This window comes from Clostridioides sp. ZZV14-6345 (assembly GCF_020657775.1).
Lineage (GTDB): Bacteria > Bacillota > Clostridia > Peptostreptococcales > Peptostreptococcaceae > Clostridioides > Clostridioides difficile_D.
Map to the genome: position 1 here is coordinate 1 of NZ_JAGWCX010000028.1, position 26,346 is coordinate 26,346.

At 27.3% G+C, this 26,346-nt stretch carries 20 protein-coding genes; 16 read left to right on the top strand and 4 right to left on the bottom strand.

From position 1 onward, the window contains the following. Window positions 1-129: 129 nt before the first annotated feature. Window positions 130-1,191 carry a sporulation integral membrane protein YtvI gene (gene ytvI / locus KGF39_RS09340; RefSeq protein ID WP_054274299.1) on the bottom strand — a complete coding sequence of 354 codons (1,062 nt, stop codon included), beginning with the start codon at window positions 1,189-1,191 and terminating at the stop codon, window positions 130-132. Between the two features lie 274 nt (window positions 1,192-1,465). Here ytvI and KGF39_RS09345 point away from each other — a divergent pair, with 274 nt between their 5' ends. The 11 genes from KGF39_RS09345 to KGF39_RS09395 all read left to right on the top strand — a co-directional run bounded on the left by KGF39_RS09345 (window position 1,466) and on the right by KGF39_RS09395 (window position 17,749). Beyond that, the gene (locus tag KGF39_RS09345) at window positions 1,466-2,206 is read left to right on the top strand and encodes a tyrosine-protein phosphatase (protein WP_054274298.1); all 741 of its coding nucleotides are present in this window, start codon (window positions 1,466-1,468) and stop codon (window positions 2,204-2,206) included. Window positions 2,207-2,217: 11 nt separating this feature from the next. Beyond that, entirely contained in the window at window positions 2,218-3,996 is a 1,779-nt protein-coding gene (locus tag KGF39_RS09350) for a BglG family transcription antiterminator (protein WP_227822094.1), read from the top strand. Window positions 3,997-4,173: 177 nt separating this feature from the next. Then, window positions 4,174-5,091, top strand: a complete 918-nt coding sequence (gene pfkB / locus KGF39_RS09355; RefSeq protein ID WP_227822095.1) for a 1-phosphofructokinase — start codon at window positions 4,174-4,176, stop codon at window positions 5,089-5,091. Window positions 5,092-5,127: 36 nt separating this feature from the next. Next, complete coding sequence (locus KGF39_RS09360; protein ID WP_227822096.1) at window positions 5,128-7,047, top strand: PTS fructose transporter subunit IIABC; 1,920 nt, start codon at window positions 5,128-5,130, stop codon at window positions 7,045-7,047. Between the two features lie 496 nt (window positions 7,048-7,543). Continuing rightward, window positions 7,544-8,551, top strand: a complete 1,008-nt coding sequence (locus KGF39_RS09365; protein WP_107594490.1) for a CPBP family intramembrane glutamic endopeptidase — start codon at window positions 7,544-7,546, stop codon at window positions 8,549-8,551. Window positions 8,552-8,930: 379 nt separating this feature from the next. Then, a complete protein-coding gene (locus KGF39_RS09370; protein WP_227822097.1) occupies window positions 8,931-10,457 on the top strand; it encodes an FAD-dependent oxidoreductase in 1,527 nt (508 codons plus the stop codon). Window positions 10,458-10,483: 26 nt separating this feature from the next. Continuing rightward, window positions 10,484-11,041, top strand: coding sequence for a hypothetical protein (locus KGF39_RS09375; protein WP_227822098.1), 558 nt, complete (start codon window positions 10,484-10,486; stop codon window positions 11,039-11,041). A gap of 519 nt (window positions 11,042-11,560) precedes the next feature. Then, on the top strand, window positions 11,561-12,604 hold the full coding sequence (locus KGF39_RS09380; RefSeq protein ID WP_227822099.1) for a hypothetical protein: 1,044 nt from the start codon (window positions 11,561-11,563) through the stop codon (window positions 12,602-12,604). A gap of 110 nt (window positions 12,605-12,714) precedes the next feature. Then, window positions 12,715-13,854: a peptidylprolyl isomerase gene (locus tag KGF39_RS09385; protein ID WP_227822100.1), complete on the top strand. Its 1,140-nt coding sequence runs from the start codon at window positions 12,715-12,717 to the stop codon at window positions 13,852-13,854. Between the two features lie 457 nt (window positions 13,855-14,311). Beyond that, on the top strand, window positions 14,312-15,703 hold the full coding sequence (locus KGF39_RS09390; RefSeq protein WP_227822101.1) for a peptide MFS transporter: 1,392 nt from the start codon (window positions 14,312-14,314) through the stop codon (window positions 15,701-15,703). A gap of 252 nt (window positions 15,704-15,955) precedes the next feature. Continuing rightward, window positions 15,956-17,749: an aminopeptidase P family protein gene (locus KGF39_RS09395; protein ID WP_227822102.1), complete on the top strand. Its 1,794-nt coding sequence runs from the start codon at window positions 15,956-15,958 to the stop codon at window positions 17,747-17,749. A gap of 176 nt (window positions 17,750-17,925) precedes the next feature. Here the strand turns inward: KGF39_RS09395 and KGF39_RS09400 are convergent, their stop codons facing one another. Further along, window positions 17,926-19,308: a peptide MFS transporter gene (locus KGF39_RS09400; protein WP_227822103.1), complete on the bottom strand. Its 1,383-nt coding sequence runs from the start codon at window positions 19,306-19,308 to the stop codon at window positions 17,926-17,928. Window positions 19,309-19,564: 256 nt separating this feature from the next. On the opposite strand from KGF39_RS09400, the gene KGF39_RS09405 reads away from it, so the two are divergent. Beyond that, entirely contained in the window at window positions 19,565-19,912 is a 348-nt protein-coding gene (locus KGF39_RS09405; RefSeq protein WP_054274286.1) for a cupin domain-containing protein, read from the top strand. Between the two features lie 17 nt (window positions 19,913-19,929). Beyond that, entirely contained in the window at window positions 19,930-20,964 is a 1,035-nt protein-coding gene (locus KGF39_RS09410) for a DUF6398 domain-containing protein (RefSeq protein WP_227822104.1), read from the top strand. Window positions 20,965-21,012: 48 nt separating this feature from the next. Here KGF39_RS09410 and KGF39_RS09415 read toward each other — a convergent pair whose 3' ends face one another. Then, window positions 21,013-22,062, bottom strand: a complete 1,050-nt coding sequence (locus KGF39_RS09415) for a PTS sugar transporter subunit IIC (RefSeq protein ID WP_227822105.1) — start codon at window positions 22,060-22,062, stop codon at window positions 21,013-21,015. A 275-nt stretch (window positions 22,063-22,337) separates the two neighbouring features. On the opposite strand from KGF39_RS09415, the gene KGF39_RS09420 reads away from it, so the two are divergent. From KGF39_RS09420 to eam, 3 genes are all read left to right on the top strand, one after another. Then, window positions 22,338-23,873 (top strand): hypothetical protein, encoded by a 1,536-nt coding sequence (locus tag KGF39_RS09420; RefSeq protein WP_227822106.1) that lies wholly within the window; start codon window positions 22,338-22,340, stop codon window positions 23,871-23,873. An 81-nt stretch (window positions 23,874-23,954) separates the two neighbouring features. Next, entirely contained in the window at window positions 23,955-24,137 is a 183-nt protein-coding gene (locus tag KGF39_RS09425; RefSeq protein WP_227822107.1) for a hypothetical protein, read from the top strand. Window positions 24,138-24,537: 400 nt separating this feature from the next. Continuing rightward, complete coding sequence (gene eam / locus KGF39_RS09430) at window positions 24,538-25,806, top strand: glutamate 2,3-aminomutase (RefSeq protein WP_227822108.1); 1,269 nt, start codon at window positions 24,538-24,540, stop codon at window positions 25,804-25,806. A 92-nt stretch (window positions 25,807-25,898) separates the two neighbouring features. Here the strand turns inward: eam and KGF39_RS09435 are convergent, their stop codons facing one another. After that, window positions 25,899-26,255, bottom strand: a complete 357-nt coding sequence (locus KGF39_RS09435; RefSeq protein WP_227822109.1) for a hypothetical protein — start codon at window positions 26,253-26,255, stop codon at window positions 25,899-25,901. Between the last annotated feature and the right edge of the window lie 91 nt (window positions 26,256-26,346).

Below are 26,346 nucleotides of genomic sequence, written 5' to 3' on the forward strand. Positions count from 1 at the left end.
AATGAGTCCGATTGAATATCGAACTCATTCCGCGTAAAGATAGCCTTTTTTAAGGCTGTCTACTTGACAGGGACATATCCAATTTTGAAACAGCCTATTTTTAATTTAAATAAAAATATTAAGGTTAAACTATTTAAATGCAGTAATAATCCCATTATCGTGTAAATTTTTTATGATTGTAGCTGCGATAGGAAATCCAAATAATCCAGCGATTCCAAATAGTTGAGCTCCGACAAACATGCACATTAAAGTTATTAAAGGATAAAGACCAATTTGGTGTCCTACTACTTTTGGTTCTAATATTTGTCTAACAACAGTTATAATGATGTATACTATTAAAAGCCCTATTGATAAGTGGATATTTCCATTAATTAATGAAATAATCATCCAAGGTGTCAAAATACTTCCTGTACCTAAAACTGGTAAAATATCAACAAGTGCTATGATGACAGCTATAATAAATGCATTTTCGACTCTTAGGAGATTAAGTCCAATAAGTAGTTCTATAAATGTTACAGATAGTAGTATTGCATAGGCCTTTAGCAGTTTTAAAAGAGCATTAATACTACTATTTTTTATATTTATTATCATCAATTGACTTTTTTCTGGAAATTGTTTTAAGATGAAGTTTACTATTTTTTGATAGTCAAAAGTAAAGAAAAAAGAAGCAATTAAAGTAATAATAAGTTTTAACATAAATGCAGGTGTTTTACTTGCAATACTTGCAATAGCATTGAGTGCATTTGTTGAAACAGAAGCTACTAAAGACATCATAGATTGACTTATATTATCCCAACCAAGTATCAACGCTAGGTTAATATTAGGTGTACTAGCATCTATCTTTGAAAATAAAGTGTTTAGTGTTGGTTGTATGCTTGATTTATATATTTCGGGAAGCCTAAAAAATATGTCACTTACACTTGCAAATATCTTTACACCAAAACTAACTAATAAAAATATACACAATCCATAAAAGGTTAAAAGTATTACTACTGAAATAAATGTACGATTTAACTTTGTATTATTTGTAATAAGTCTTATAATAGGTCTTAAGATGGATGCAATGATAAAACTGATTACAAAAGGCATTAACAATGGTAATAAGAATTTTAGTACAATATATACAATACTTGCTATTAAAACTACATATGTAAATTTAATTATAAAATTCTTTTGCTTTTGAATGTCCATAATATAAAACCTCCAATGTATTTGATATTATTCTAAATATGGTCTTTTTTACATAAAATATACTACTGTATATTGATTATAAACTATAAAGCTTCTACAAAGTAAGTAAATTATGTAAAATTTAGGTTAATTTTGTATAAGGATATACTTTTAAATTTTACAATTACTAATCAAATACTAAAAAATATTTTAAATAAAGAACATAAAATTGTGATAAAATTAATTTATCGATGTTTAAGAAAAGTATAATAGATAGTTTTTAAGAGGTGGTAATATGAAAAATTTTAGAGATTTAGGTGGAAATAAAACAGAAGATGGTAGGACTGTAAAGAGAGGTTTATTCTATAGGTCTGCAAAATTATCAAATCTAAGTAAAAATGATATAAAGACTTTAAAAGAGTTAAATATTAAATATATATTTGATTATAGAAGTGACGAAGAAGCTCGTAAACATCCATCAACAGTAATATCAAGTATAAAAAATATAAGAATTCCAGCTATGAGAGAGCTAGAAGAATCAGAAGGTAGTTTTGGCTCTATTGAAGATATGATTGATAGTCTGTTTGAAAAAGATGGTGCATTTAATATGTTAAATAATAGTTACTATAATCTACCTATAAACAATCCATCATATAAAAAACTAGTAGAACTTATAAAAGACTATTCTAATTTACCAATATTAAATCATTGCACAGCTGGTAAGGATAGAACTGGTGTAGGGAGTGCTATAATTCTTATGATTTTAGGTGTATCAAGAGAGAACATAATGAAAGATTATCTAAAAAGTAACGATTTTGCAGATAAAGAGATAGAGCGATTTATAGAATATAAGCCTAAATTTAAGGGAATTCCAAAAGAAAATTTAAAATATATATTTGGTGTAAATGAAGAGTATATGAAAACTGCGTTTAGAAGAATTGATGAAGAATACAACAGTGTAGAAGCATATTTATATGGAGAATTTAATTTAGATAAAGAAGAAATAAAAAAATTAAGAAATCAATATCTAGAGTAAAAGGTGATTTTATGAGTTTAAATATAACAGCAAGGCAGATAAATATAATAAAAATACTGTTAAATTCAAATGATACAATTAGTGGTCTTGCCTTAAGTCAAGAGATAGGATGCTCTTCAAAAACTATACAAAATGAAATAAAGGATATTAATAAACAACTTAGAAATAGTAAAATTTTGTCAATAAGAGGAGTTGGTTATAAACTAGAGGGAAGTTTTGATGAGGTGAATCTAAATAGTAATCTCTATGATGATGTAGATAGAGTAGAATATATAATCAGAAAAGTATTAACATTAAGTAATGAAGAAAAAAATACTATAAGGCTTGAAGATTTAGCCGATTCTATGTATGTAAGTGTTTCAACAGTAAAAAATGATTTAAAAGAAGTAAAAAGATTGTTGGAAAGGTATTCAATTTCAGTTAAATCTAAACATAAACAAGGTATATGTGTTTCAGAAAGTGAAGATAAGATATTAAATTGTATAGTTGATTTAAGCAATAAGAGAGATAATCAGTTGAGTCTAAGTGATTTTTTAAATGATGATATAAAGGAAAAAAAATTAATAATAAAAAAAATATTATTAGACATATTAAATGAAAATGGATTGGTATTAACTGATATAGAATTTAAAAACGTGTTAAATAATATATTAGTTATGTTAAGCAGACATAAGTATGATGAAAAAGAATTTATAGAGAATTATGTAGAAAATTATAGGAATAAGAGAAGCTCAATTCTAGAAAATGAACAAAACAAAGAAATTATAATAAATTCAATAAAAACGTTTTGTAAAAATTTAAAACTAGCTACATCAATAGATATAAGTAATGATAAGGTATTTGAGGAATTTTTATATAAGCATATTAGTAGTTTATGTAAAAAAATAAAGCTAGGCATAAATCAATCATCTATAATAGCTCAAGATATAAAAATAAAATATCCATTTGCTTTTGAACTAGCTAATATAGCTAAAAAGACAATAGAAAAAGATTTGAAGATAGAAATTAATGAAGATGAAGTTGCAAACATAGCTCTTCATATAGGTGGAGCAGTTGAAAGAGCATCTTATAATAACAAAGATAAGGTTTTCAAAACCATAATAGTTTGTACTTCAGGTATAGGCACATCAATGCTAATAAAAGCTAAATTAGAAAATATATTTAAAGAAAAACTAGAAATATTAAAGATTATTCCTTCATATTTAGTTGAATATATAAGAGTTATTGATGTTGATTTTGTAATATCCACTATTCCTATTGAAATAGGTGATATACCAGTAATAAATATATCTCCAATTTTAAGTGAGAAAGAAGTTAAATTAATTGAGAAATATATAGAAACAGGGACTATATATCTAGATTTAGATATAAAAAATCTGTTTGATAGTGAGCTATTTTTTACTGATTTGGATTTTAAAAGTAAAGAAGAAGTTATAGATTTTATGGCGAGTAAACTTGTACAAAAGGGTTATATAGATGAGGATATGAAAAATTCTTACTTTGAAAGAGAAAAAATAGCTACAACAGAAATAGGAAATATGGTAACTATACCACATGGAGCTATTGGAAAGGTTTTTAATAATAAAATAGCAATTGGTATATTGAAGAAGCCTATTGCTTGGGAAATATCAGATGTCCGTTTAATAATAATGTTAGCACTCGATAAGGACAAAATATTAGATTATGAAGTAATATTTTCAAATATATATAAGAGAGTAGATTCTATAGCAAAAGTTATAAGCATATGTGAAAATAGTAGCTTTGAAAAGTTTGTAAGTCTATTTAAGTAAGCTACATTATAGTATATAGTACTGTATATACACTTGCAAATTTGGATAATATAAAACTAAATAAAATAAAATTGATAAATTTCTCTTTTAATTAAGAGAAATTTTTTGACTTTCAAGGATATTAATATGAAGTTAAGATATAAGCATAAGGTGAATAAATAAAAAAGAGGTGGCAAGATGATTTATACAGTAACATTAAATCCATCAATAGATTATATAGTTAAACTAGATGAACTAAAGACAGGAAGTACAAATCGTGTAAATGAAGAATACGTTTATCCAGGAGGAAAAGGTATAAATGTATCTCGTATACTTAAAGAACTTGGAAATGATAATACATCTTTAGGTTTTATAAGTGGTTTTACTGGAGAATATATAATAAAAACATTAGAAGAAAAAAATTTGAAGACAGACTTTATAAAACTAAAAAATGGTTTTTCAAGGATAAATATAAAAATAAAAGAGTCAGAGGAAACTGAGATTAATGGGCAAGGTCCCAATATAGGTGATGAAGATATTGATATTTTATATAAAAAACTTGATAAGCTAAATCAAGATGATATTTTAATCTTGGCAGGAAGTATCCCATCTACTTTAGATGAAAAACTATATGAAAATATAATGTCTAGATTAGAAGAAAAGAATATAAAAGTTGTAGTTGATGCAACTAAAAATCTTCTTCTTAATGTTTTAAAGTACAAACCTTTTCTAATTAAGCCTAATAACGATGAATTAGAAGAAATGTTTGGTGTTAAATTAAATTCAAACGAAGATATAGTGAAATATGCTAAAAAATTAAAGAAAATGGGAGCTATAAATGTTTTAGTATCAATGGGTAAAGATGGAGCATTGCTGATTACAGAAGAAGATGAGGTACTCATAAGTAATGTGCCTAGAGGAAAGGTTAAAAATTCTGTAGGAGCAGGTGATTCAATGGTAGCAGGATTTATATCTGGATATTTAAATACTGGAAAATATGATTATGCTCTTAAATTGGGAGCAGCTTCAGGAAGTGCAACTGCTTTTTCGTATGACTTAGCCAAAAGAGAATATATTGATGAATTGATAAATGAAATATCTATAAACAAGTTTTAAAATATTAAAAAATATATAGAAAGGTAATTAGTATTTATGAAAATTATAGATTTATTAGATGAAAAATCAATTAAATTAAATTTAAAATCAAAACACAAGTCAGAAGCAATAGAAGAATTAGTAGATTTAGTTGCAAATAGTGGAAATTTAAATGATAAAGAAAACTATAAAAAAGCAATTTTAGCTCGTGAAGAAATGAGCACAACAGGAATTGGAGAAGGTGTAGCTATTCCTCATGCTAAGAATTCATCAGTTACTAAAGCTTGTATAGCAGCAGCTGTGTCAAAAGAAGGTATAGATTATGAGTCATTTGATGGAAGCTTATCAAATCTATTTTTTATGATAGCTGCACCAGATGGAGCTAACAATACTCATCTTGAAGTGCTATCAAGATTATCTACAATACTTATGGATGAAGACTTTAGAAAGAAACTTATAAATTCAACTTCTGAAAAAGAGTTTAAAGAAATAATAGATAAAAAGGAAAGAGAAAAATTTAGTGAAGAATATCAAGACGAAGAAGCCAGTAAGAAAAATATAGTAAATGCTAAAGAGAATGATATTAATAAGTATCCTCAAGTATTGGCAGTGACAGCATGTCCAACTGGAATAGCACATACATTTATGGCAGCTGAAAGTTTAAATAAAATGGCTGAAAGTAAAGGTGTATCAATAAAAGTAGAAACTAATGGTTCAGCAGGTGTTAAAAATAAGCTTACAAAAGATGAAATAAAAAATGCAACATGTATAATAGTGGCGGCAGATAAAAATGTTGAGATGGCTAGATTTAATGGCAAAAAAGTCATAAAGACTAAGGTAGCTGATGGCATACACAAAGCGGAAGAACTTATAGATAAAGCTGTAAATGGAGATGCTCCAATTTATCACGGAGGAGAAGGAAGTCACAACGAATCAAATGATGAAAGTGAAAGTGGATTTAGAAAAGTATACAAACACCTAATGAATGGTGTATCCAATATGCTACCATTTGTTATTGGTGGAGGGATACTTATAGCCATAGCATTTTTACTTGATGACTATTCTATTAATCCTTCAAACTTTGGTTCAAATACGCCAATAGCAGCGTTTTTTAAAGGGATAGGAGATAAAGCTTTTGGATTTATGTTACCTGTACTTGCTGGATATATAGCGTATTCTATATCTGATAGACCAGCCTTTGTTGTAGGTTTTGTAGGAGGAGCTCTTGCAGGTGATGGTGGTTCAGGTTTTTTAGGTGCATTACTAGCAGGTTTTATAGCAGGTTATTTAGTAGAAGGACTTAAAAAAATATTTAGTGTATTACCAGCTTCATTGGAAGGAATAAAACCAGTACTATTATATCCTTTACTTGGAACACTTTTGATGGGGATTATAATGACATTTTTAGTAATACCTCCAGTTACAGCAATTAATAATGCAATGGTTGGATTTTTAAATGGTTTAGGTGGAACTTCAAAAATAGTTTTAGGATTGGTATTAGGTGGAATGATGGCTGTGGATATGGGTGGACCTGTAAATAAAGCAGCATATGTATTTGGGGTTGCATCACTTGAATCAGGGCAGTTTGAAATAATGGCAGCAGTAATGGCTGGTGGCATGGTTCCACCACTTGCTATAGCTCTTGCAACTACATTTTTTAAGAATAGATTTACAAAAGAAGAAAGAGATTCTGGTAAAGTTAACTATGTAATGGGGTTATCATTTGTTACTGAAGGAGCTATACCTTTTGCAGCAGGAGACCCGCTTCATGTTATTCCAGCATGTGTTGGGGGTTCAGCAGTGGCAGGAGCACTTAGTATGTTGTTTAATTCAGCTCTTCGTGCACCTCATGGAGGAGTATTTGTTATACCAGTAGTTACTCATCCACTTGGATATATATTAGCTATAGCTATAGGTGCTGTGGTTGGAATGATGCTTTTGGCATTACTTAAAAAACCATTAAATCAAGAAGTATAGTAATTAAAGGATATTCAAGAACTTAAAATATGATGTTTTATAAAAATTAATATATTGATGAATTATTTTAAAATAAGGATTTTATGAGGCTGTTATATAACGATTTGTAATTGTTATCTTGACAGTCTTTTATTTTTATATAAGTAAAATAAGTGTGTTTTGCTTGATTTGTATTTAAATTGTTTTTAAGTTAGAATATAAAGAAAATTATATATTATTTTAATATTCACTCGAACTAGAAAATAATATTTGTTGTATTTTTTTGTATATAAAAATATATTGTAATATTAAAAAAATAATAGTAAACTAATTGCATAAAAATGATTTTTATATAAATTTTAAATAGAAGAATAAATTTCTAACGAAATTGGATATTTTTTCTGTAAATACATATTCAAAAAAAGAATTATAAGAGTTTAGTCAGCAGTCGTGTAAGTAATAAGGACTTTATAAATATATAGAAATATAATGATATGAGTATAAGTAGAAAAATTTTATGATTTTTACAGTTATTTTTTATAAAAAAGGGAGGTTATGTTTGTTGAATTTACAATCAAAATGGGTAAACTTTTTAAAGCCAACATATGTCAGTGATGAAATAAAAAGAAAAAAACTACAAGTTATAATATTTTTTTCTATAACTTATGGTTTATCTTATTCACTAGGTTTATTAGCAATATGTTTTAATCATTTAATAGATTCAGAAATTTTAGCTCAATTTATGATGATATTGCCATTATCTTCAGTTTCTATTGCAAAATTTTACACAGAGGGAAGAAATAATGATAAATATAATTTCTATTCATCAGTAATATTATTTTTTATTATTTACTTTTTTATATTTATTATTGAATCATTAAAGTTAATAAGTATTAATCAATTTCAATTAATGTATTTTATGTTAATTTTAATAAGTAGTTTATGTGTTATTGTTTATTCTTATAAAATAACAAGTTTATATATTTTTAAAAATTTTAAGATAGGTATTTTGCTAGTTTTTTACTTTTTATTTTCTCAAATTATTTTTGGATTAATAATAAGTGATAATCAATTTGATTATAAGAATTTCTTGAATTATATTCTTCTTCCTATAATATCATTAGTATACATTTATCCTTTTTTATGTGAAGAGTATGGTTGGAGATCTTTTTTGCAAAGTATTTTATTTGATAGATTTGGTAAAAAAATAGGTATTGTAATGGTAGGCACTTGTTGGAGTTTATGGCACTTACCTTTACAATTTACACTATATAGTCCTCAAACTCCAATAATTGGAGCTATAGCCCATTTGATATATGGTATTGGACTTTCTATATTTTTAGGTTATGTTTATATGAAAACTAAGAACATATGGTTTTGCTCTATAATGCATGTTCTAATTAATAGCTTAGGATTAATTTTCAATGATTCTGAAATAATTATTAATTACCATAGTATTATACAAAGATTGATATTTATGCTATTATTTTATACTCCTTTTCTATTTACAAAAGAATATAAGTAAGAATTACAATTAATTTATATAAAATAAATTTTTAAGTAAATATTTTTATAGAGAGATTGTTATATTACACATCAAAAAAATATTAAACGAACTAAATCAATAAAAGAGTTGGTGGCTAACAATTTATAATTGTTAGCACAACATCATCTTATGTATTGAAATCTAAAATATCCTCATTTTTACTTAGCATAAATACTATTGATTAAGAAAATAATATAGAAATTATAAATATATATAAGTTTAGTCTGGTGTATAAAACAAGAAAACTAAGTGATTTTTAATTTAGCTTTTTATTAAGCTTATTTTTTATACTATTTATAATAAATAAACTCCATGATGGGAAAACTATTATTATTTAACATGTAAAGGAGTATTTTAAATGAATGAATCATATTGGTTTTTAAATTCAAGTCCAAAAGAATATAAAAAATTAGGTGAAAATATAAAAACAGAGTGTCTTATAGTCGGTGGTGGAATAACTGGATTGACAACTGCATATTTATTAGCAAAAGAAGGTAAAAAAGTGGTACTTGTTGAAGCTGATAAAATAGGATATGGAACTTCAGGAAGAAATACTGGTAAGGTAACTTGTCAGCATGATATATTTTACTCTAAGATAGAGAAAAAATATGGATTAGATAAAGCAAAATCATATTATAATGCAAATAATGAAGCTTTAAATTTAGTTGAGCAAATAATAGAAGAAAATAATATAAATTGTGATTTTAAAAGGGAAATTTCTTTTGTATTTACAGAAAAAGAGGATACTATAAAGGACATTAAAGATGAATATCGTACATGTAAGAAAATAGGAATAGATTGTGAATACCATGAAACTGTAGAAAATATTCCATTGGATATAAAGGGGGCTATTAGTTTTACTAATCAAGGTCAATTTAATCCAAAGAAATATATTGATGGATTGGCAAAAATAGCAGTAAGTTTAGGGCTAGAAATATATGAAAATACGCCAGTAGTAGACTTAGAAAAAGGCAAAATATGTAGAGTTAAGACAAGAGGAAATAATATAATAGAAGCTGAAAATGTTATAATTTCATCTCATAGTCCATGGTATGATGGATTGAATTTTTATTTTGCAAAAGAATATGCAGAGCGTGCTTACTTAATGGCTGCAGTTTTGGAAAATAAATTAGCAGATGGTATGTTTATAAGTATAGATGACCCAGCAATAACTTTTAGACAATATAATGATGGAAGTGAGAATTTACTGATTTTTGGAGGAGGAGACCATAAAGTTGGTCAGGGAGGAACTGAAAAAGAAATATTTGAGGACCTAGAGAATTATGGAAAAAAGGTCTTTAAGGTAAAAGATTTTAAGGGTAAATGGTCAGCTCAAGATAATATGAGTTTTGATAATGTTCCTTATATAGGTTATATAAATAAAAGAGAAGACAATATTTATGTGGCTACAGGGTTCTCTAAGTGGGGAATTACTAATGGAACTGCTGCTGGAATAATAATAAAAGATTTGATAATAAATAATAATTCTGAGTATAAAGATACTTTTAATCCATCGAGATTGGGTAGTTATTTTTCGAAAGATTTTATAAAGGAAAATGCAAATGTAGCAATAAATTATGTAAGTGGAAAATTAAAAATAGGTAGTGGAGATATGCCTAAAAATAATGGAGAAGGAAAGATTGTCAACATTGATGGAAAGAGATATGGTGTGTATAAGGATGATAAAGGTGATTTTTATATTGTAGATACTACATGTACTCATTTAGGATGTGAACTTAATTTTAATAGTGAAGAAAAAACATGGGATTGTCCGTGTCATGGTTCTAGATTCGACTATAAGGGGAATATACTTGAAGGACCAGCTCTTAAGCCATTAAAACTTTATGGGCATGGTGACAATGATGTTAACCCTAAATTATTATAAATTTGTTTTAGAAAGGTAAAGCGTGTATGAATAAACTCTTAAAACCAATAACCATACTACTATATATAGTTTATATTTTTTCTGCTATATTTTTTGCAATAAATAGGGCGTTTGGAAGTGTAGGATTAGTAGCGATTAGTTTAATTGGTACTTTTATATTGAGTTTTATAAATAAACAAAATGAGAAATTATTAAGTAAAGAATTGTATATAGTTCTTGCTTTATTTATAATGTTTTCATCATTACTAGGTACTTGTTTTAATTTTTATGATATAAATTACTATGATGATTTTTTACATTTATGGTCAGGTGTCATATCTTGTCTTGTGGCATTTTCTATGATTAAATATTTCTATATACAAAGAGATATAAGTAAAATGAGTAAAGTATTTTTAGTTATATTTATATTCATGTTTAGCATGGGAGTAGCAAGTTTATGGGAAATAGGTGAATTTTTAATGGATACTTTTATTGGTACTACTACACAAGCTGGAGGATTAGAAGATACTATGATTGATATGGTAGATGCTTTAATAGGTACAACTATAACTATTCCTTTTATAGTAAAAAAATCTAGTATATAGTTTTAAATTTGTTTATATTAATTATAATGGATTTGATTAATCATGTTGAGTTTTAAGGTCTATAATGATTAATTAAATCCATTTTTGTGATTTATGATTATTCTTGAATATATTTTTACATATGAGATATAAGGTGATAGATAGAAATTGTTGGATTATGTAAATAATTAATATATAATACCATTATGGATAATAAATATAAATCAAATGATAATATAGTCTATTTATGTAAATGTTATATTATATCCTAAGTATAATAGTAAGTTTTTTGATAATGGTGTAGAAAGTAAAAATCTACTAGCTTAAACTGATGTATGAATTAGTTTAGGAACAGTAATTGCATATCGTAAATTTGAGGTCATATTGGGCTACTAGAAATAGGTTGCCTTTTTCACTTGAATACCCTTTCTTTAAACATAGGAAGTATCAAAAACATATGAAAATTAAGTGATTTATAAGAATAGTAATATTTTATATGATAGTATAGAATAGTAGATAAAGTATTAGGAGGAACATTGAGTGTTAAAAAAGTGGTTTGGTATTGTTAAAAAAAGACAAAAAAGTGAGTCAGCAAAAGAAGAAGGTGAAGTAATATTAAAAAATGAAAAAATATTATCTGAAGAAAAGTCGATAGATGAAGAGGAAGTCATAGTTAATATTGATAATGAAATATTAACTAAAGTAGAAGTAGTAAGTGATGATATGGAAATAGCAGAAAAAATAATAGAAGAAGATTGGTTAATTAGTGAAAAGACCATAAATTTAGATGATAAAGAAGCAATTATTAATGATAAAAATATAAATTTATGTAAAAAAGAAGTTCAAGTTGAAAGTGAAAAAACAGATTTAAATAAGTTTGAAGAACTTTACCAAAATGAAAATCATAATCTAGAAAAAGATGTTGTTGAAGAAAAAGATGTAAGTGAATGTTTGACAGAAGAAGACTTAGAGTACATAAAAGACATTAAAATAAAAAGAGGAAAAAGTATAAAAGCTATAAACTTGTATACTAAAGAAGAGCAGATTTTTGATACTCATATACAGTGTAGTAAAAACCTCAAAGTCCCATTAGGATATATAAGAGAAAATTTAAAATATGGATATATGGATTACTTTGGAGATGCAATAAATTATTTAAGTGAAGTATTAAATATAGAAGAATACTGTAAAACTGAATGGAGCTATATAGATAATAGTAAATCTCCATCTGAGATATTTAATATTCTCAATGATAAAATATTTAGTACAAGGCTTTCTAATGAAAAAAGAAATGAAATTTTGACGAATGATAAAATTGAAGCATTAAAAATGAATTATAGATTTGAATGTATTGATGAAGAATACGATGAATATTTTAAAAAATATAAGTCTATAATCAAAAGAGGTGGAAAGAAAAAAATTGAATTAGTAAATAAAAAAGGTGAAGTTTTAGAGATATTTAAGTCTTTAGAAGAATGTTCCATTTATTTGCAAAAGGAAAAGAATGAAGTTATACAAATGTTAAAATATGGAGATACAAAAGTAGGAAGAAACTTTATAAGATATAGTTTGAGAAGTATTTAATTTCATTTTAAATTCATGAGAGTTTCATTTCTGATTCACACATTTAATATTATTTTAATGTAAAATAATAAATGTGAAGTATTGCACAATTAAAATTAAGGAGGGTATTAATGTCTGAAGAAAAAAACCCAAAAGAAAATACATTAGATGAATCTAAAAATTCAGATAATGTAAGTTCTAAAAAAGATGATGTGTCAGATGAAAAAAATACTGATAACAAAGTTAAAAAAAGAGAAATAAAGCTAAACAACAAAACACTTAAAGCTGTTATAGCGATTGTTGCAGTAGGAGCTATATGTTTAGGTGGAGGTTATGTTTTTGGCAAAGAAGCTGGAAGAAAATTGCCTGCTACTTCAAAACACTATAATAGCAATGAAGTAGTAGCTACTATTGGGGATAAAAAAATAACAGGTGAAATGTTAAGAAAGAGAATGGAGCCATTATTTTATTTAAATGCAAAAACTACTATGACTGATGACGAAATACGTTCATATGAATCAAATATGATTGAGACTATGATTACATCTGATATATTATCCTCTGAAGCAGCAAAAGAGAAAATAAGTATAACTAATGACGAATTAGATGCTCAATATAATAATTTAATGACTAGTATAGAATCTGCAATGGGAATGACTAAAGAAGAATTTTTAAAACAGTTTGATTTGACTGAAAAATATATAAAAGATGATATGAAAAAAGAATTAGTGGCATCAAAATACTTAAGTGGAAAAGCCAAAGTGACTGATAAAGAAGCAGAGAATTATTACAATAAAAACAAAAGCAATTATTTACAAGTTAGAGCTTCACATATTTTAATAAAAACTGTTGATGAAAAAGGTAAACAAGTTAGCAATAGTAAAAAAGCTGAGCTTAAGAAAGAAGCAGAAGAAATACTTAAAAAAGTCCAAGCTGGGGAAGATTTTGCTACTCTAGCTAAAAAATATTCTGAAGATAGTAGTGCAGAATCAGGCGGAGATTTAGGCTTCTTTGGTAAAGGTCAAATGGTAGAATCTTTTGAAAAAGCAGCATTTGCATTGAAAAAAGGAGAAATATCTAACAAACTTGTAGAAAGTGATTATGGATATCATATAATTAAGAAAACTGATGAAAAATATCAACCATTTGAAGAGATAAAATCAGACTTAGTAAGTAGTCTAACATCAGAAAAACAAAACCTACTTATACAAAATCTAAAAGAAAAATATAATGTTAAAATTACAGATAAATATCAAATGAAAGCCAAATAATAGATAAAGTCAATTTATTAAAAAAAAGAAAAATTAACTGTATGAATAAAAGCTATTTTTACTCTCAATATAGAGGGTCTAAAATAGCTTTTATTATTTTGCAATAAAATCTATTTATATATGTGAAGTGATAAAGAAATAACATTCAAAAAAATATTGAAAAGAAATATTTTTAATTTGAATTTTTTAAATGAAAATTTACAAAAACGAAAAAATAAACAAAAAAGAATTGAAGATTTAAGTTTTTGTTTAAATATATATATATTAAGATTTTCTGCTGAAGATACTAAAAAAATAATATTTTTCATAATTTTAAAAATAATAATAAAAAAATGAAAATACAGGCGATAATCTATTGAGTAAACATAGAAAAGATGATATTATAAGTATGTGCTAAAATGGTTAAATCAATCTTAATATTAAATTTAACTATAAAACAAAAGGAGGAGTTTTTTTTATGTCAAGTACAGAAAGCGTATCTAAAAAAAGTGGTCATCCGAAGAGTTTTTGGCTTATTTGCATGACAATTTTATGGGAAAGATTTAGTTATTATGGTTTAACAGCTTTATTGGTATTATTTTTTACAGCAAGCGTAGCTCAAGGTGGTTTGGGTCTTTCTACTCAAGAAGCAACATCTATGTTTGGGTTATTTACAGGTCTTATATATCTTACACCATTAGTCGGTGGCTGGTTAGCAGATAAAGTTTTAGGTCAACAAAAATGTATTTCTATAGGTGCACTTTTAATAGCAATAGGCGACTTTGTACTCTTTGCTTCATCTACATCTATTGCGATGGTTTGGGTAGGTCTATCAATAATTATTTTAGGAAATGGTTTTTTTAAATCAAGTTGCTCAAATATAGTTGGGGATATATATCCTAAAACTGATGTGTCAAGAAAAGATGCAGCATACAGTTTATTCTATATGGCAGTAAATGTAGGAGCATTTATAGCTCCAATAATATGTGGATTGCTTTCTGATAATGTATTTGCAGTAAGAGGAGCAAGTGGAGATATAGTATCTTATGGATATAAGATGGCATTTTTAATTTGTGGTATAGGAATGATGTTAGGTATGATTATATTTACACTTCTTGCACCAAAATTATTAAAAGAAGTTGGAAAATATCCTGTTACTAAAGGTAATAAAGGTGAAAAAATTGAGTATGGGCCACTTACTAAGTTAGAGAAAAATAGGATAATAGCAATGGTCGTTTTATTTTTATTTGTGGTTTTATTCTGGACAGCATACTATCAAACACAAAGTTCGTTTATGATTTATGTAAGGGATAATGTAAATAGAACTCTATTTGGATTTGAAATGCCAGTAGCATGGCTTACGTCATTAAATGCTATATTATGTGTGGCTTTATGCCCAGTATTAGCTGCTTTATGGGTTAAATTATCTAATACCAAAAGAGGTGATTTCTCTATTCCAGTTAAAATGGGATTAGGAATGATAATAATGGGTGTTGGGTTTATAGTCATGGTATTTGCTACATTAGCTAATGGGCCAGATGGAATGGTAAAGGCCAGTATATTGTTTATAGTACTGACTTATATATTTACAACAGTAGGTGAATTATTCTTATCTCCTATAGGACTTGCGATGTTTAATAAATTAGCTCCAGCTAAGTACGCTACATTATCTATGGGGGCATGGTATCTAACAAGTTTTTTTGCAAGCTTATTATCAGGAAAGATTGCTGGTTTTACAGCTACACTTGGTTTTCTACAGATATTTGGTGGAATAGCAATAGTCTTGATAATATTTGGCTTAATATTATTGGGAATAAGAAATATATTAACAAGATTAATGGCTATGGATTTACTAACAAAAGAAAAATAATTTATGACGAATTAGTGTAAATAGATGAATTACTTTAAATATAAGGAAATTACATTTAAATATAAAATAAAATGTAATTTCCTCTTTGATTATGAAAAAAAGCTTTACACAAATAGGTATTATAATTAAAATTATAATTGTGATAATTATAGTGTATAAGATTTATATAAATTATATGAAAAATATTTATGTAATAAACTTTACATACTTATATATTTAGTTATTAAACTATTATTTTGAGGAGGTCTTGTTGTGAATATAAAAGATAGATTAAGTGAATTAAGAAGACTTATGAAAGAAAAAAATATAGATGCCTATATGATTCCATCTTCTGATAATCACCAAAGTGAATATGTAGGAGATTACTTCAAATCAAGAGAATTTATATCAGGATTTAATGGTTCAGCTGGGACAGTTATTGTTACTAAAGATGAAGCTGGATTATGGACAGATGGAAGATATTTCATACAGGCAGAGTCTCAATTAGAAGGAAGTACAGTAAAATTATTCAAAATGGGACAAGAAGGGTGCCCAACTACAGACGAATATTTATATACAAATATTCCTGAAGGTGGAACTTTAGGGTTTGATGGTAGAGTTATATCTGCTAGAGAAGGAGCTACATTAGCTGAAAAATTATCTAAAAAAGGTATAAAGATAGAATATCAATATGATTTAATAGATAATATATGGTCAGATAGACCTGCTTTATCAGATAGTAAAGCATTTTTATTAGATGTCAAATACTGTGGAGAAAGTTTTAGTTCAAAGTTAGCTAGATTAAGAGAAAAAATGAGTGAAAAAGGTACTTCTATTCATGTAATAACTACTCTTGATGATATAGCATGGTTGTTTAACATAAGAGGAGGAGATGTTAAATACAATCCAGTTGTTCTTTCTTATGCAGTAATAACTTTGAAAGAAGTTTATTTATTTGTTGATGAAAACAAATTAAATGAAGAAATATTAAGTGAGCTAGCTAAAGAAAATGTTCAAATAAAGCCATATAATGATGTGTATGAGTTTGTAAAAACTATAGACAAAGCTGAAAAAGTTTTAGTAGATGGAACTAAACTTAGCTATACAATTTACAATAATATACCTTGTGAAGTTGAGAAGGTTGATGAATTTAATCCAGTAATGTTCTTTAAAGCACAAAAAAATGAGGTAGAATTAGAAAATATAAGAAATTCACATGTAAAAGATGGTGTAGCTTTTACTAAATTTATGTACTGGTTAAAGAAAAATGTAGGTAAGATGGAAATCACTGAGATAAGTGCTACTCAAAAATTAGAGGACTTAAGAAGAGAACAAGAAGGTTTCTTTGAGCCAAGTTTTAATACAATTGCTGCATATAAAGAGCATGCTGCAATGATGCACTATAGTGCAACTCCAGAGTCAAATTATAAATTAGAAGCAGAAGGATTATTTTTAGTAGATTCAGGTGGACAATATTATGATGGAACTACTGATATAACTAGAACTACAGTATTAGGACCTATAAGTGATGAATTAAAATTACACTTTACTTCTGTAGCAAGAGGTATGATAAATCTTTCTAAGGTTAAGTTCTTACATGGTTGTAGAGGATATAACCTAGACATATTATCTAGAAGTTGTATGTGGAATATGGGAATAGATTATCAATGTGGAACTGGACATGGCATAGGATTTGTGTTAAATGTTCATGAAGCTCCAAATGGATTTAGATGGAGAGTAGTACCTGAAAGATTTGATAGTGCAGTTCTTGAAGAAGGAATGGTAACTACTAATGAACCAGGTATATATATAGAAGGTTCTCATGGTATAAGAACAGAGAATGAGATAGTAGTTAGAAAAGCTGAAAAGAATTTCTATGGTCAATTTATGGAATTTGAAGTTGTTACATTAGCTCCTATTGACTTAGATGGTATAGTTCCAGAATTGATGAATCAAGATGAAAAAGATTATTTAAATTGGTATCATAAGCTAGTTTATGATAAAATATCACCTTTCTTAACTGATGAAGAAAGAGAATGGTTAAAAGTTTATACTAGGGCTATATAGTTTGTAACTAGATATAATAAAAAGAGTGTGTCTCAAAATGAATTTTTTAGTTTATGAGGCACACTTTTTTGTATGAAATAAAATATATTTTTATCATTTCAACAATGAAAAAGAAGCTTATCTCTATTTTGAGACAGCCCCTTTTGTTATATCTTTTATTAAGTTTAGAAAAAATTTTAATTTGATAATTCTACTAATTTTTTATTCATTATAAGCAGTATAAATCCAAATATCAATAAAAATGATGGTATCACTATGAATACTTGTAACATACCAAGTTGGTCTATAATAGCTTGAGTATAACCAGATAATTTATTTGCTGCAAATTTACCTAAAAACCAAACACCCATTAAGAATGAAATATACTTTTCAGGTGAAAGTTTATTCACCATGCCATATCCAACTGGAGAAAAGCAAATTTCTCCTATACTTTGGAATGTTAAAAATCCAACTACCCAAAATACACTTGCCTTATGAATTGAATTAGGGTCTGTTCCTGTCTGTATAACTGCTACTATCATAAATAAAAAGGCTATAGCCAATAGTATAAAACCTAAACTCATCTTTTTAGGGACACTTAAATCACCTTTTTTAGTTTGAGATAATTTTACCCATACTAGAGCAGATATAGGTCCAAGAATGACACAAAGAAGACCATTGTATGAATCTATCCATGAAGTAGGGATTTGAAAATTGCCAACAGTAAGATTTATGTGTTCCTTTGTATAGAGTGCAATAGACATAGAAGCTTGGTTATATGCTATCCAAAAAAATACTGTGAAGAAAGCTAATACCAATATTACTATTATTCTTTTTTTCTCAATTAAAGTTAATGGTTTTGAAGCTAGTATCTTCTTATATTCTAGTGATTTCTTTATAGATTCTCTTCCATTACTGAATTCATTATTTAAGGATTTATAAAACTTTTTGTGACCGAATATAAAGAATAATAAGCCTATTAGAACAGTAATTGATGAAAATAGGAATACATATCTATATCCGTAAATACTTATAGAGGTTCCACTTTTCATAGCGAACCATTCATTAGCAACTAAACCACATACTAAAGGTCCAAACAATGTACCTAGATTAGTAGCCATATATGTAATAGAGAAAGCTCCATCTTTTCTTGGGTCATCATTTGTATATAAATTTCCGACCATAGTGTGTAAGTTTCCTTTATAAAAACCTATTCCTAATCCAGAGAGGAATATCATAATGTTTATATCCATTTTACTATTTGCTGTGTATCCTAAAAAATAACCAATTGAAACCATTATCATTCCAAGTATGATACAGTTTTTAGGACCTAGAAATCTATCACTGACCCATCCGCCAATAACTGGAGAAAAATAAGTCCATGCTAAAAAAGATGCAAGCATTGATGCAGATTCTGCTGGCGTTAATCCTAAACCACCTTTAGACGCTTGTTCAGCTAAAAACAATAATAATACCAATTTCATACCATAGTATGCAAGTCCCACAAAGGTAAATATTGAACAGCAGAAATATAAATCTTTAGGTTGTTTAAGTTTTTCTTGAGTTTTTAAAACTGACATATGTCGAGAACCTCCAGATAAATAATTTAACAAAATTTTACCATACTATATGAGTATATGTTTTTTTCATAGAGACGTCAACTTGTGAGATAATTTAATTAAGTTGAAGTATATGTAAAAATAGTATCATTTTTGTATATTCAGTAATATTTTTTTATGATAATATATGTTATTATTATATTAAAATACAAACATATTATGGAAAGGATATGCCAATTTAGTAGTTAGATTGATTGTTTGGCAGGTGAGATGAGCTATGATAAGAAAAAAATCCGAATTACAAGTAGAAGTAAAAGAAAATTTAAATGGTGGTATTGGAAAGGTTAAGCTTGAAAACATAATACAAACTGAAGAGCTTAAAGGAAAAGGAAGACTGTTTAAAAGAATAGCTTTACCAGCAGGAAGTTCAATTGGTGTGCATGACCATACAACAGATTTTGAAGTGTATTATATACTAAAGGGAAAAGGTAAAGTATTTGATAATGGGAAATTTGTAGAAGTAAATGAGGGTGATGTAGTGTATACAGCTGATGGTGAAGAACATTCTATAGAGAATATAGGAGAAGAAGATCTTGAGTTTGTAGCACTAGTTTTATATATGTAAAATATGGAGGAGGAGTCATGACAAGCAAGATAGAAGAAATTAAGGACAAGATAAACAGATTTTGCAACTCCAATTTAAATCAAGAATACAAAGATATAAGTTTTAAAATTTTGCAAAACCTTTTAGATAATAATAAAGAGATAATTCATTCTTCTAGAGCTGATATATGGTCTTCAGCTATACTAAATATAGTTTTAGAGCAAAATCTTTTATATAATAAGAAACATCCACTACATATAACAAAAAAAGAGTTTTCAAAACAAATAGGTGTTTCTTTAAACACTATAAATAATAAATCATCTTTGATAAAGGATGTTTGTAGTATTGACTTTTTAAATCAAGATACTGTAGCTATTTCCAATGTGGAATTTTGGGTAAAAGAGACGAATTCTAAATCAAAGTCTATAGATTTAGATTTAGAAAAAAAGAAAATATTGTATAAAAGATATATTAAGTTATCACAAGATGCTAATAGTGATATTGAATCAATTAGGTATATGGAGGAAGCTGTAAATATCGGAAAAAGTATGATTACTAAAGAAGATAAAGAACTTGGATTTTGGAAAGGTCTATCTACCAGAGCCTATATGATAGCACTTGAATCTCTTGCTAGGAAATTAGAAAGTATTAATAATTTAAAAGAGTCCAAAAAAGTATTGGAATATTTAATAGAAATTAATCCTAGTGATGAGCAAGGAATAAGATATAAATTGCTAAATATATTAATTAGATTAAATGATAGGACTTCAGTCAATAAATTGTTTGAACTTTATAAAGAAGAAAAATCTGCCACATGGATGTACAGTAAAGCTCTTTATTACTTTAAAAATAAAAGTGTATTTTTAGCAAATGATTCTATTAAGGTTGCCAGAAGTAAAAATAAGTATGTTGGATTATATTTATTAGACTGGCGAAATGCTTTTGGTAGAGAATTTGTTACAGAAGAAGAAAAGGCAGAAGCTGTATATTATTATGATGAAAATGTAGTGATTTGGAATGAAGTAAAAGGCTCTATGGATTGGTTATTAAAAAAAATGTTGGAATTTTCATAAAAAAAACTACTCCTTACTTTTATATAAGTAAAAGGAGTAGTTTTTAATTTATACATCTAGTTTTAAATCTTCTGGTTTTATTAAACCTTTTTTTCTCATAAATTCTGAGATCAACAAAGTCACAATAGCAGGAAGTATAAAGTTAAGTAAAAGTATACCAATCCACATAACTATACCTCCTTTTCCAGCACTTTGCATAGCAGTTACCGTTCCAAATTGTCCAACCAATCCACAAGTACCCATACCAGAACCAATAGGAATATTCTCCATTTTAAATATTGTTGTAGATAATGGTCCAAGCAATATTGAAGCTACAGTAGGTGGTATCCAAATTTTCCAATTTTTTATTATATTAGGGACTTGTAACATAGAGGTACCAAGACCTTGTGCTACAAGACCACCAACTCCATTTTCTCTAAAGCTCATAACAGCAAAACCTATCATTTGACAGCAACAACCTACAGTTGCTGCTCCACCAGCAAGACCACCCAAACCTAGCATCATACAAATAGCTGCACTACTTATAGGTAATGTAAGGGCTATTCCAACAAGTGCAGAGACTAGAGCTCCCATTATTATAGGTTGCATAGTTGTAGCTTGCATTATTATGTTTCCAAATGAAGTCATAAATACTGAGACAGCTGGACCAATAAATTCAGATACAAGTACTCCAGTTAGTATTGTTACAACAGGTGTAACTAATATATCTACTTTTGTTTCTTTTGAAACCAATTTTCCAATCTCTACTGCAAAAAGTGTAGCAACAAATGCTCCAACAGGACCTCCTAATTCATTACCACAAGCTCCAACAAGTGCACAAGAAAATAGTACAAGGGGAGGTGCCTGAAGCCCATATGCAATAGCCACTGCTATAGCTGGACCTGTAACTTGTTTAGCAAGAGGACTTATAACTTCAGTAAAAAGAGAAATATTGAAGTTATCTCCTAATGTATTAAAAATTGTTCCAATTAAAAGGGAAGAAAAAAGACCGAGTGCCATGTAACTTAGTGCATCAATAAGATACCTTTGAACAGAAATTTCAATGTTTTTTCTTTTAGCAAACACTTTGAAATTTCTTTTTTTGTAATTGATTTCCAATTCAAAATCCTCCTCATATAATATAAGTATAAATTTCTTTTGAATTAATTATATAACTTTTTAGGTGACAAGACAAATGTTATTTCACTAAAATTAGACTATTGTAATAGTAAGAAATTAACAGTAATTTTAGTTTTAAATTTTAAATTTATGGTTTATAATTAGTATAGGGATATTCTGAAATATAATAATTTTCCAGTTTATCCCAATATTTAACTTAGGTAGATTGCTTACAAAACAAATGATTATATATTGAGCTAAAAGGAAGTGGATAGATGAGATTTGTAGAAAATAAGAAATACAGAAAAATTGCCATAATTATATCTATTCCTATATTGCTTGTTGCGCAGTACTACCTTTTTAAATTTGGAATACTTAGACCAATGGTAAAAGGAGTAGAAATTGAAATTGTAGATGGGGAATATGTTAAAGATATAGATAAATATGTAGTAAAATTAAATGAAACAGTTACTTTGTCTACTGGTGAATATATTAAGGTTCCTTCATATGCTAAAGAGCCAAATATTTGGTTTAATGTATTGGATAATTCAGGAACTTTAAAAATAGATGGAAATAAGATGACAGCATTAAAGGTTGGGTATTCTTCTGTGGGTATCATGAAAAATTCAAGAGTATTAAAAAAGGCTACTATAAAAGTAGTAAACCCAGAGGTAGAATCACTAGATATGGAGATTAATGGAGATTTAAAACATGTTGGTGATAGTGCTACTATAGAAAGTACAATAGAGGTTGATTATGAGAAGTTTAAAAAATCATATAAGCCAATTTATAAGAGCAGTAATGAAAATGTTTTAAAAATCAAAGGAAATAAAGTAAGCGCAGTTGGAGTTGGAAAGGCAACAATATATGCTAAGTGTGGAAATAAAGAAGTTGAGAGAACATTTAGAATTCAAGCTAGAGTTGATGGAATAAACATAAATGATGTAAAAATAGAAGTTGACCAAAATGAAAAATTAAAACCAGATATAATAACTTCTCCGCCTGGTTTAGAGCCACCAAAAATATATTATGAGTTGGTAGATTCAAAATTACCTGTAGAAAGAGCAATAAGTCTAAGTAATGATGGAGGCATAGTAGGACTTAGAGAAGGTAAAGATAGAGTAAGGATAACTTGTGGAGATAAATCTAAGATAATAACAGTAAAAGTAGTCAAAGAAACTATAACGAATGACTATATACAAAACTTAGTAGGTTCACATAAAATAGTAAATAATAAAGTTATTATTAAACTTGAGTGGGATTATATGAAAGATGTCTTTAATTATGATATATATCTTAAAGACAAATTGTCAGGAGAATCATTTAAGAAAATTAAATCTATAACTATAAATGAAAGTGATTTAGGTAAATCCAAAAAAGTATATGCTACTATAGAAGTAGAAATAAAAGAGAATCAAAATGTAGATTTTGATATTTATGTTATAGGAAATAAAGATTCAGATACAACTAAGCCAAGTAATGTAATAAATATTACTAATGGAAATGGAAATTCAAATAATAATGACAACATTCAAGATATGAAGGTTGAAAACATATCAGCTAATGTTGATAGAGATAATAATGTTATTAGAGTTAACTGGAGTAGCGTATCCCATAAGGATTGTACTTACAGTATATATATAAAAAATAATACTAATGGAGATGGAGAATTTACTTTATATCAAAGTGATATACAGGGTAATGAGCATACTATAAATATCCCTGAAGGAGACTTAAATTTAGATATTTATGTTGTTGCAAATTATAATGGTAATAACTCTCAAAATAGTGACACTATAAATGTAAGGTAGATTTATATACGGATTAAGAGTAAAAAATTAAATAAAAAAAGGATGGTATGATAGAAATTATACCATCCTTTTTTTACTAAATTGGATGGAAAGTCATTTGAAATGTCTGCAAAAAATCTAGGCGTTCAAGTATATTGTGCTGAACGATTTTCAGTGGGAAACTCTACAGTGCCAAAAGCAATTCGTATTTGTGTAACAGCTCCAAAAGATATAGAAGAATTAGAAAAAGGGCTCAATATAATAAAGTCACTTCTTAAGAGTTAGAGTTATTTTACTATGATTTAATTAAATAAACAAAAAGGCGAAGAAATTTATTATAATAAACCTCCGTTTTTATTATTTGATGAAATACTTTACTTTCTATTAAAATTTTAACTTCAATAATCTTGAAAATATAATCGTTTTATGATAAAATAATTCTTAAAAATAGAAAAAATTAATCATTTGTTAAAAAAAATGCATAATTTATTGTAATTTATTGACGAAGGTTGAAAAATATTCATAAATGTGTGAAATAATAAAAAAAATGCAAAAATTAATTCAATTTCATTTGTTATAAAATCTATATGGCAAAATCAAATTTGCCTATCAGAATGATATAAACACATCAGAAAGGAGGACGCTATCAAATAATATAAGTAGTTAATTTTGATAGCAAAAAATTATGAATGAACAAACTAGAATATCCTTAGAGAGAGCTGCTGAACTAAAATCAAAAATTGATGATTATATTCAGGCTAGAAAAACGATTAACAGAGGACTTGAAAAGGAAGAAGAAATAAATAAACGAAAACAGAAAATATTAAGTATATTAAATGGAACAGAAGAGGATTGGAATAACTACAAATGGCAACTATCAAATAGAATAATAGATGTAGATACTTTATCAAAGATTATAACTCTAACTAAGAAAGAAAAAGAATATATAAAAGAGGTTGGTACTCAATTTAGATGGGCAATATCTCCATATTATTTAAGTCTGATAGACCCAGAAGATATATGTGACCCAATAAAATTACTGTCTATACCGACACATATAGAATTGAAAGATGAACAAGAGGATTTGGACCCAATGGGAGAAGAATATACAAATCCAGCAGGATGTATAACTAGAAGATACCCAGATAGACTAATAATAAATGTAACAAATGAGTGTGCTATGTATTGTAGACACTGTCAGAGAAGAAGAAATATTGGTCAACAAGATTCTCATAAGTCAAAAGCTATTATCCAAGAATCTATAGACTATATTAGAGAAAATGAAGAAATAAGAGATGTACTAGTTACTGGGGGAGATGCACTTACATTAAAAGATAATTATTTAGAATGGATTCTTAGTCAACTTAAAGAGATACCACATGTTGATTATGTTAGATTAGGTACTAGAACTCTTGTTACAATGCCACAAAGGATTACAGATGAATTTTGCAATATGCTAAAAAAATATCATCCTGTATATATAAATACTCATTTTAATCATCCAATGGAAATAACCAAAGAATCTAAAGAAGCTTGTGAAAAATTAGCAAATGCAGGAGTTCCATTAGGAAATCAAGCAGTATTGTTGAATGGTATAAATAATGATAAGTTTGTAATGAGATGTTTAAATCAAGAATTACTAAAAATAAGAGTAAAACCTTATTATATATTCCAAAGTAAACATGTGAAGGGAACAAAACATTTCAATACATCAGTAGATGATGGTCTTGAAATCATGGAGTATTTAAGAGGATATACATCAGGAATGGCTATACCAACATATATAGTGAATGCTCCAAAAGGAGGAGGAAAGACTCCATTACTTCCACAATACCTTGTATCAAAAGGAACAGATTATGTTATGCTTAGAACATGGGAAGGGAAAGTTATAAAAATGGAAGATGAGCCTGCTGTAGATATAAAGAAACTTATAAAAGAGCAAGCACAGGATTAAAAAAATACTTAAAGTGTAGAAAAAGAAACAACTTTAAAATAAAAACAAAATGGATGCTAAAATTATATCAATTTGCATCCATTTTTTATTAGTTATTTATTATTTTGTTGTTGATTAACTAATTCAAGATATCCACTTGGGTGGAAGTAATATATCTCAGAAGTATTTTCATTTACAAAGTAACCGATGTCACCATCTGCATCTGGTAAAAATACATAACCATTAAGATTTTTAGTTTTTAATGCTTCGAAATCGCTAGCATTTCCTTGATATATGTAATCAACTTTATTGTTGTATTTTACTAAAAGTTCTTTAGCTTGTTCTTGAGTCAATTTAACATTCTGGCTTACAGGAACATTCTTTTGAGAATCAGCATAAGAAGATTCATTTACTGGTACAGTTAATAACAAACAAGATAAAACTAATAAAGATATAAGTGCTTTTTTCATACTAAAACCCTCTTTCGAATTTAATTATATAAGATTCATTACTTAATAATATTGTATGTTTCCTATAATTAAATATTACCATTAAAGAGAA

Excerpts from the sequence above, each read along its gene's own strand:
- ytvI (WP_054274299.1), bottom strand. The coding sequence starts at position 1,191 with ATGGACATTCAAAAGCAAAAGAATTTTATAATTAAATTTACATATGTA.
- KGF39_RS09345 (WP_054274298.1), top strand. The coding sequence starts at position 1,466 with ATGAAAAATTTTAGAGATTTAGGTGGAAATAAAACAGAAGATGGTAGG.
- KGF39_RS09350 (WP_227822094.1), top strand. The coding sequence starts at position 2,218 with ATGAGTTTAAATATAACAGCAAGGCAGATAAATATAATAAAAATACTG.
- pfkB (WP_227822095.1), top strand. The coding sequence starts at position 4,174 with ATGATTTATACAGTAACATTAAATCCATCAATAGATTATATAGTTAAA.
- KGF39_RS09360 (WP_227822096.1), top strand. The coding sequence starts at position 5,128 with ATGAAAATTATAGATTTATTAGATGAAAAATCAATTAAATTAAATTTA.
- KGF39_RS09365 (WP_107594490.1), top strand. The coding sequence starts at position 7,544 with ATGATTTTTACAGTTATTTTTTATAAAAAAGGGAGGTTATGTTTGTTG.
- KGF39_RS09370 (WP_227822097.1), top strand. The coding sequence starts at position 8,931 with ATGAATGAATCATATTGGTTTTTAAATTCAAGTCCAAAAGAATATAAA.
- KGF39_RS09375 (WP_227822098.1), top strand. The coding sequence starts at position 10,484 with ATGAATAAACTCTTAAAACCAATAACCATACTACTATATATAGTTTAT.
- KGF39_RS09385 (WP_227822100.1), top strand. The coding sequence starts at position 12,715 with ATGTCTGAAGAAAAAAACCCAAAAGAAAATACATTAGATGAATCTAAA.
- KGF39_RS09390 (WP_227822101.1), top strand. The coding sequence starts at position 14,312 with ATGTCAAGTACAGAAAGCGTATCTAAAAAAAGTGGTCATCCGAAGAGT.
- KGF39_RS09400 (WP_227822103.1), bottom strand. The coding sequence starts at position 19,308 with ATGTCAGTTTTAAAAACTCAAGAAAAACTTAAACAACCTAAAGATTTA.
- KGF39_RS09405 (WP_054274286.1), top strand. The coding sequence starts at position 19,565 with ATGATAAGAAAAAAATCCGAATTACAAGTAGAAGTAAAAGAAAATTTA.
- KGF39_RS09410 (WP_227822104.1), top strand. The coding sequence starts at position 19,930 with ATGACAAGCAAGATAGAAGAAATTAAGGACAAGATAAACAGATTTTGC.
- KGF39_RS09420 (WP_227822106.1), top strand. The coding sequence starts at position 22,338 with ATGAGATTTGTAGAAAATAAGAAATACAGAAAAATTGCCATAATTATA.
- eam (WP_227822108.1), top strand. The coding sequence starts at position 24,538 with ATGAATGAACAAACTAGAATATCCTTAGAGAGAGCTGCTGAACTAAAA.
- KGF39_RS09435 (WP_227822109.1), bottom strand. The coding sequence starts at position 26,255 with ATGAAAAAAGCACTTATATCTTTATTAGTTTTATCTTGTTTGTTATTA.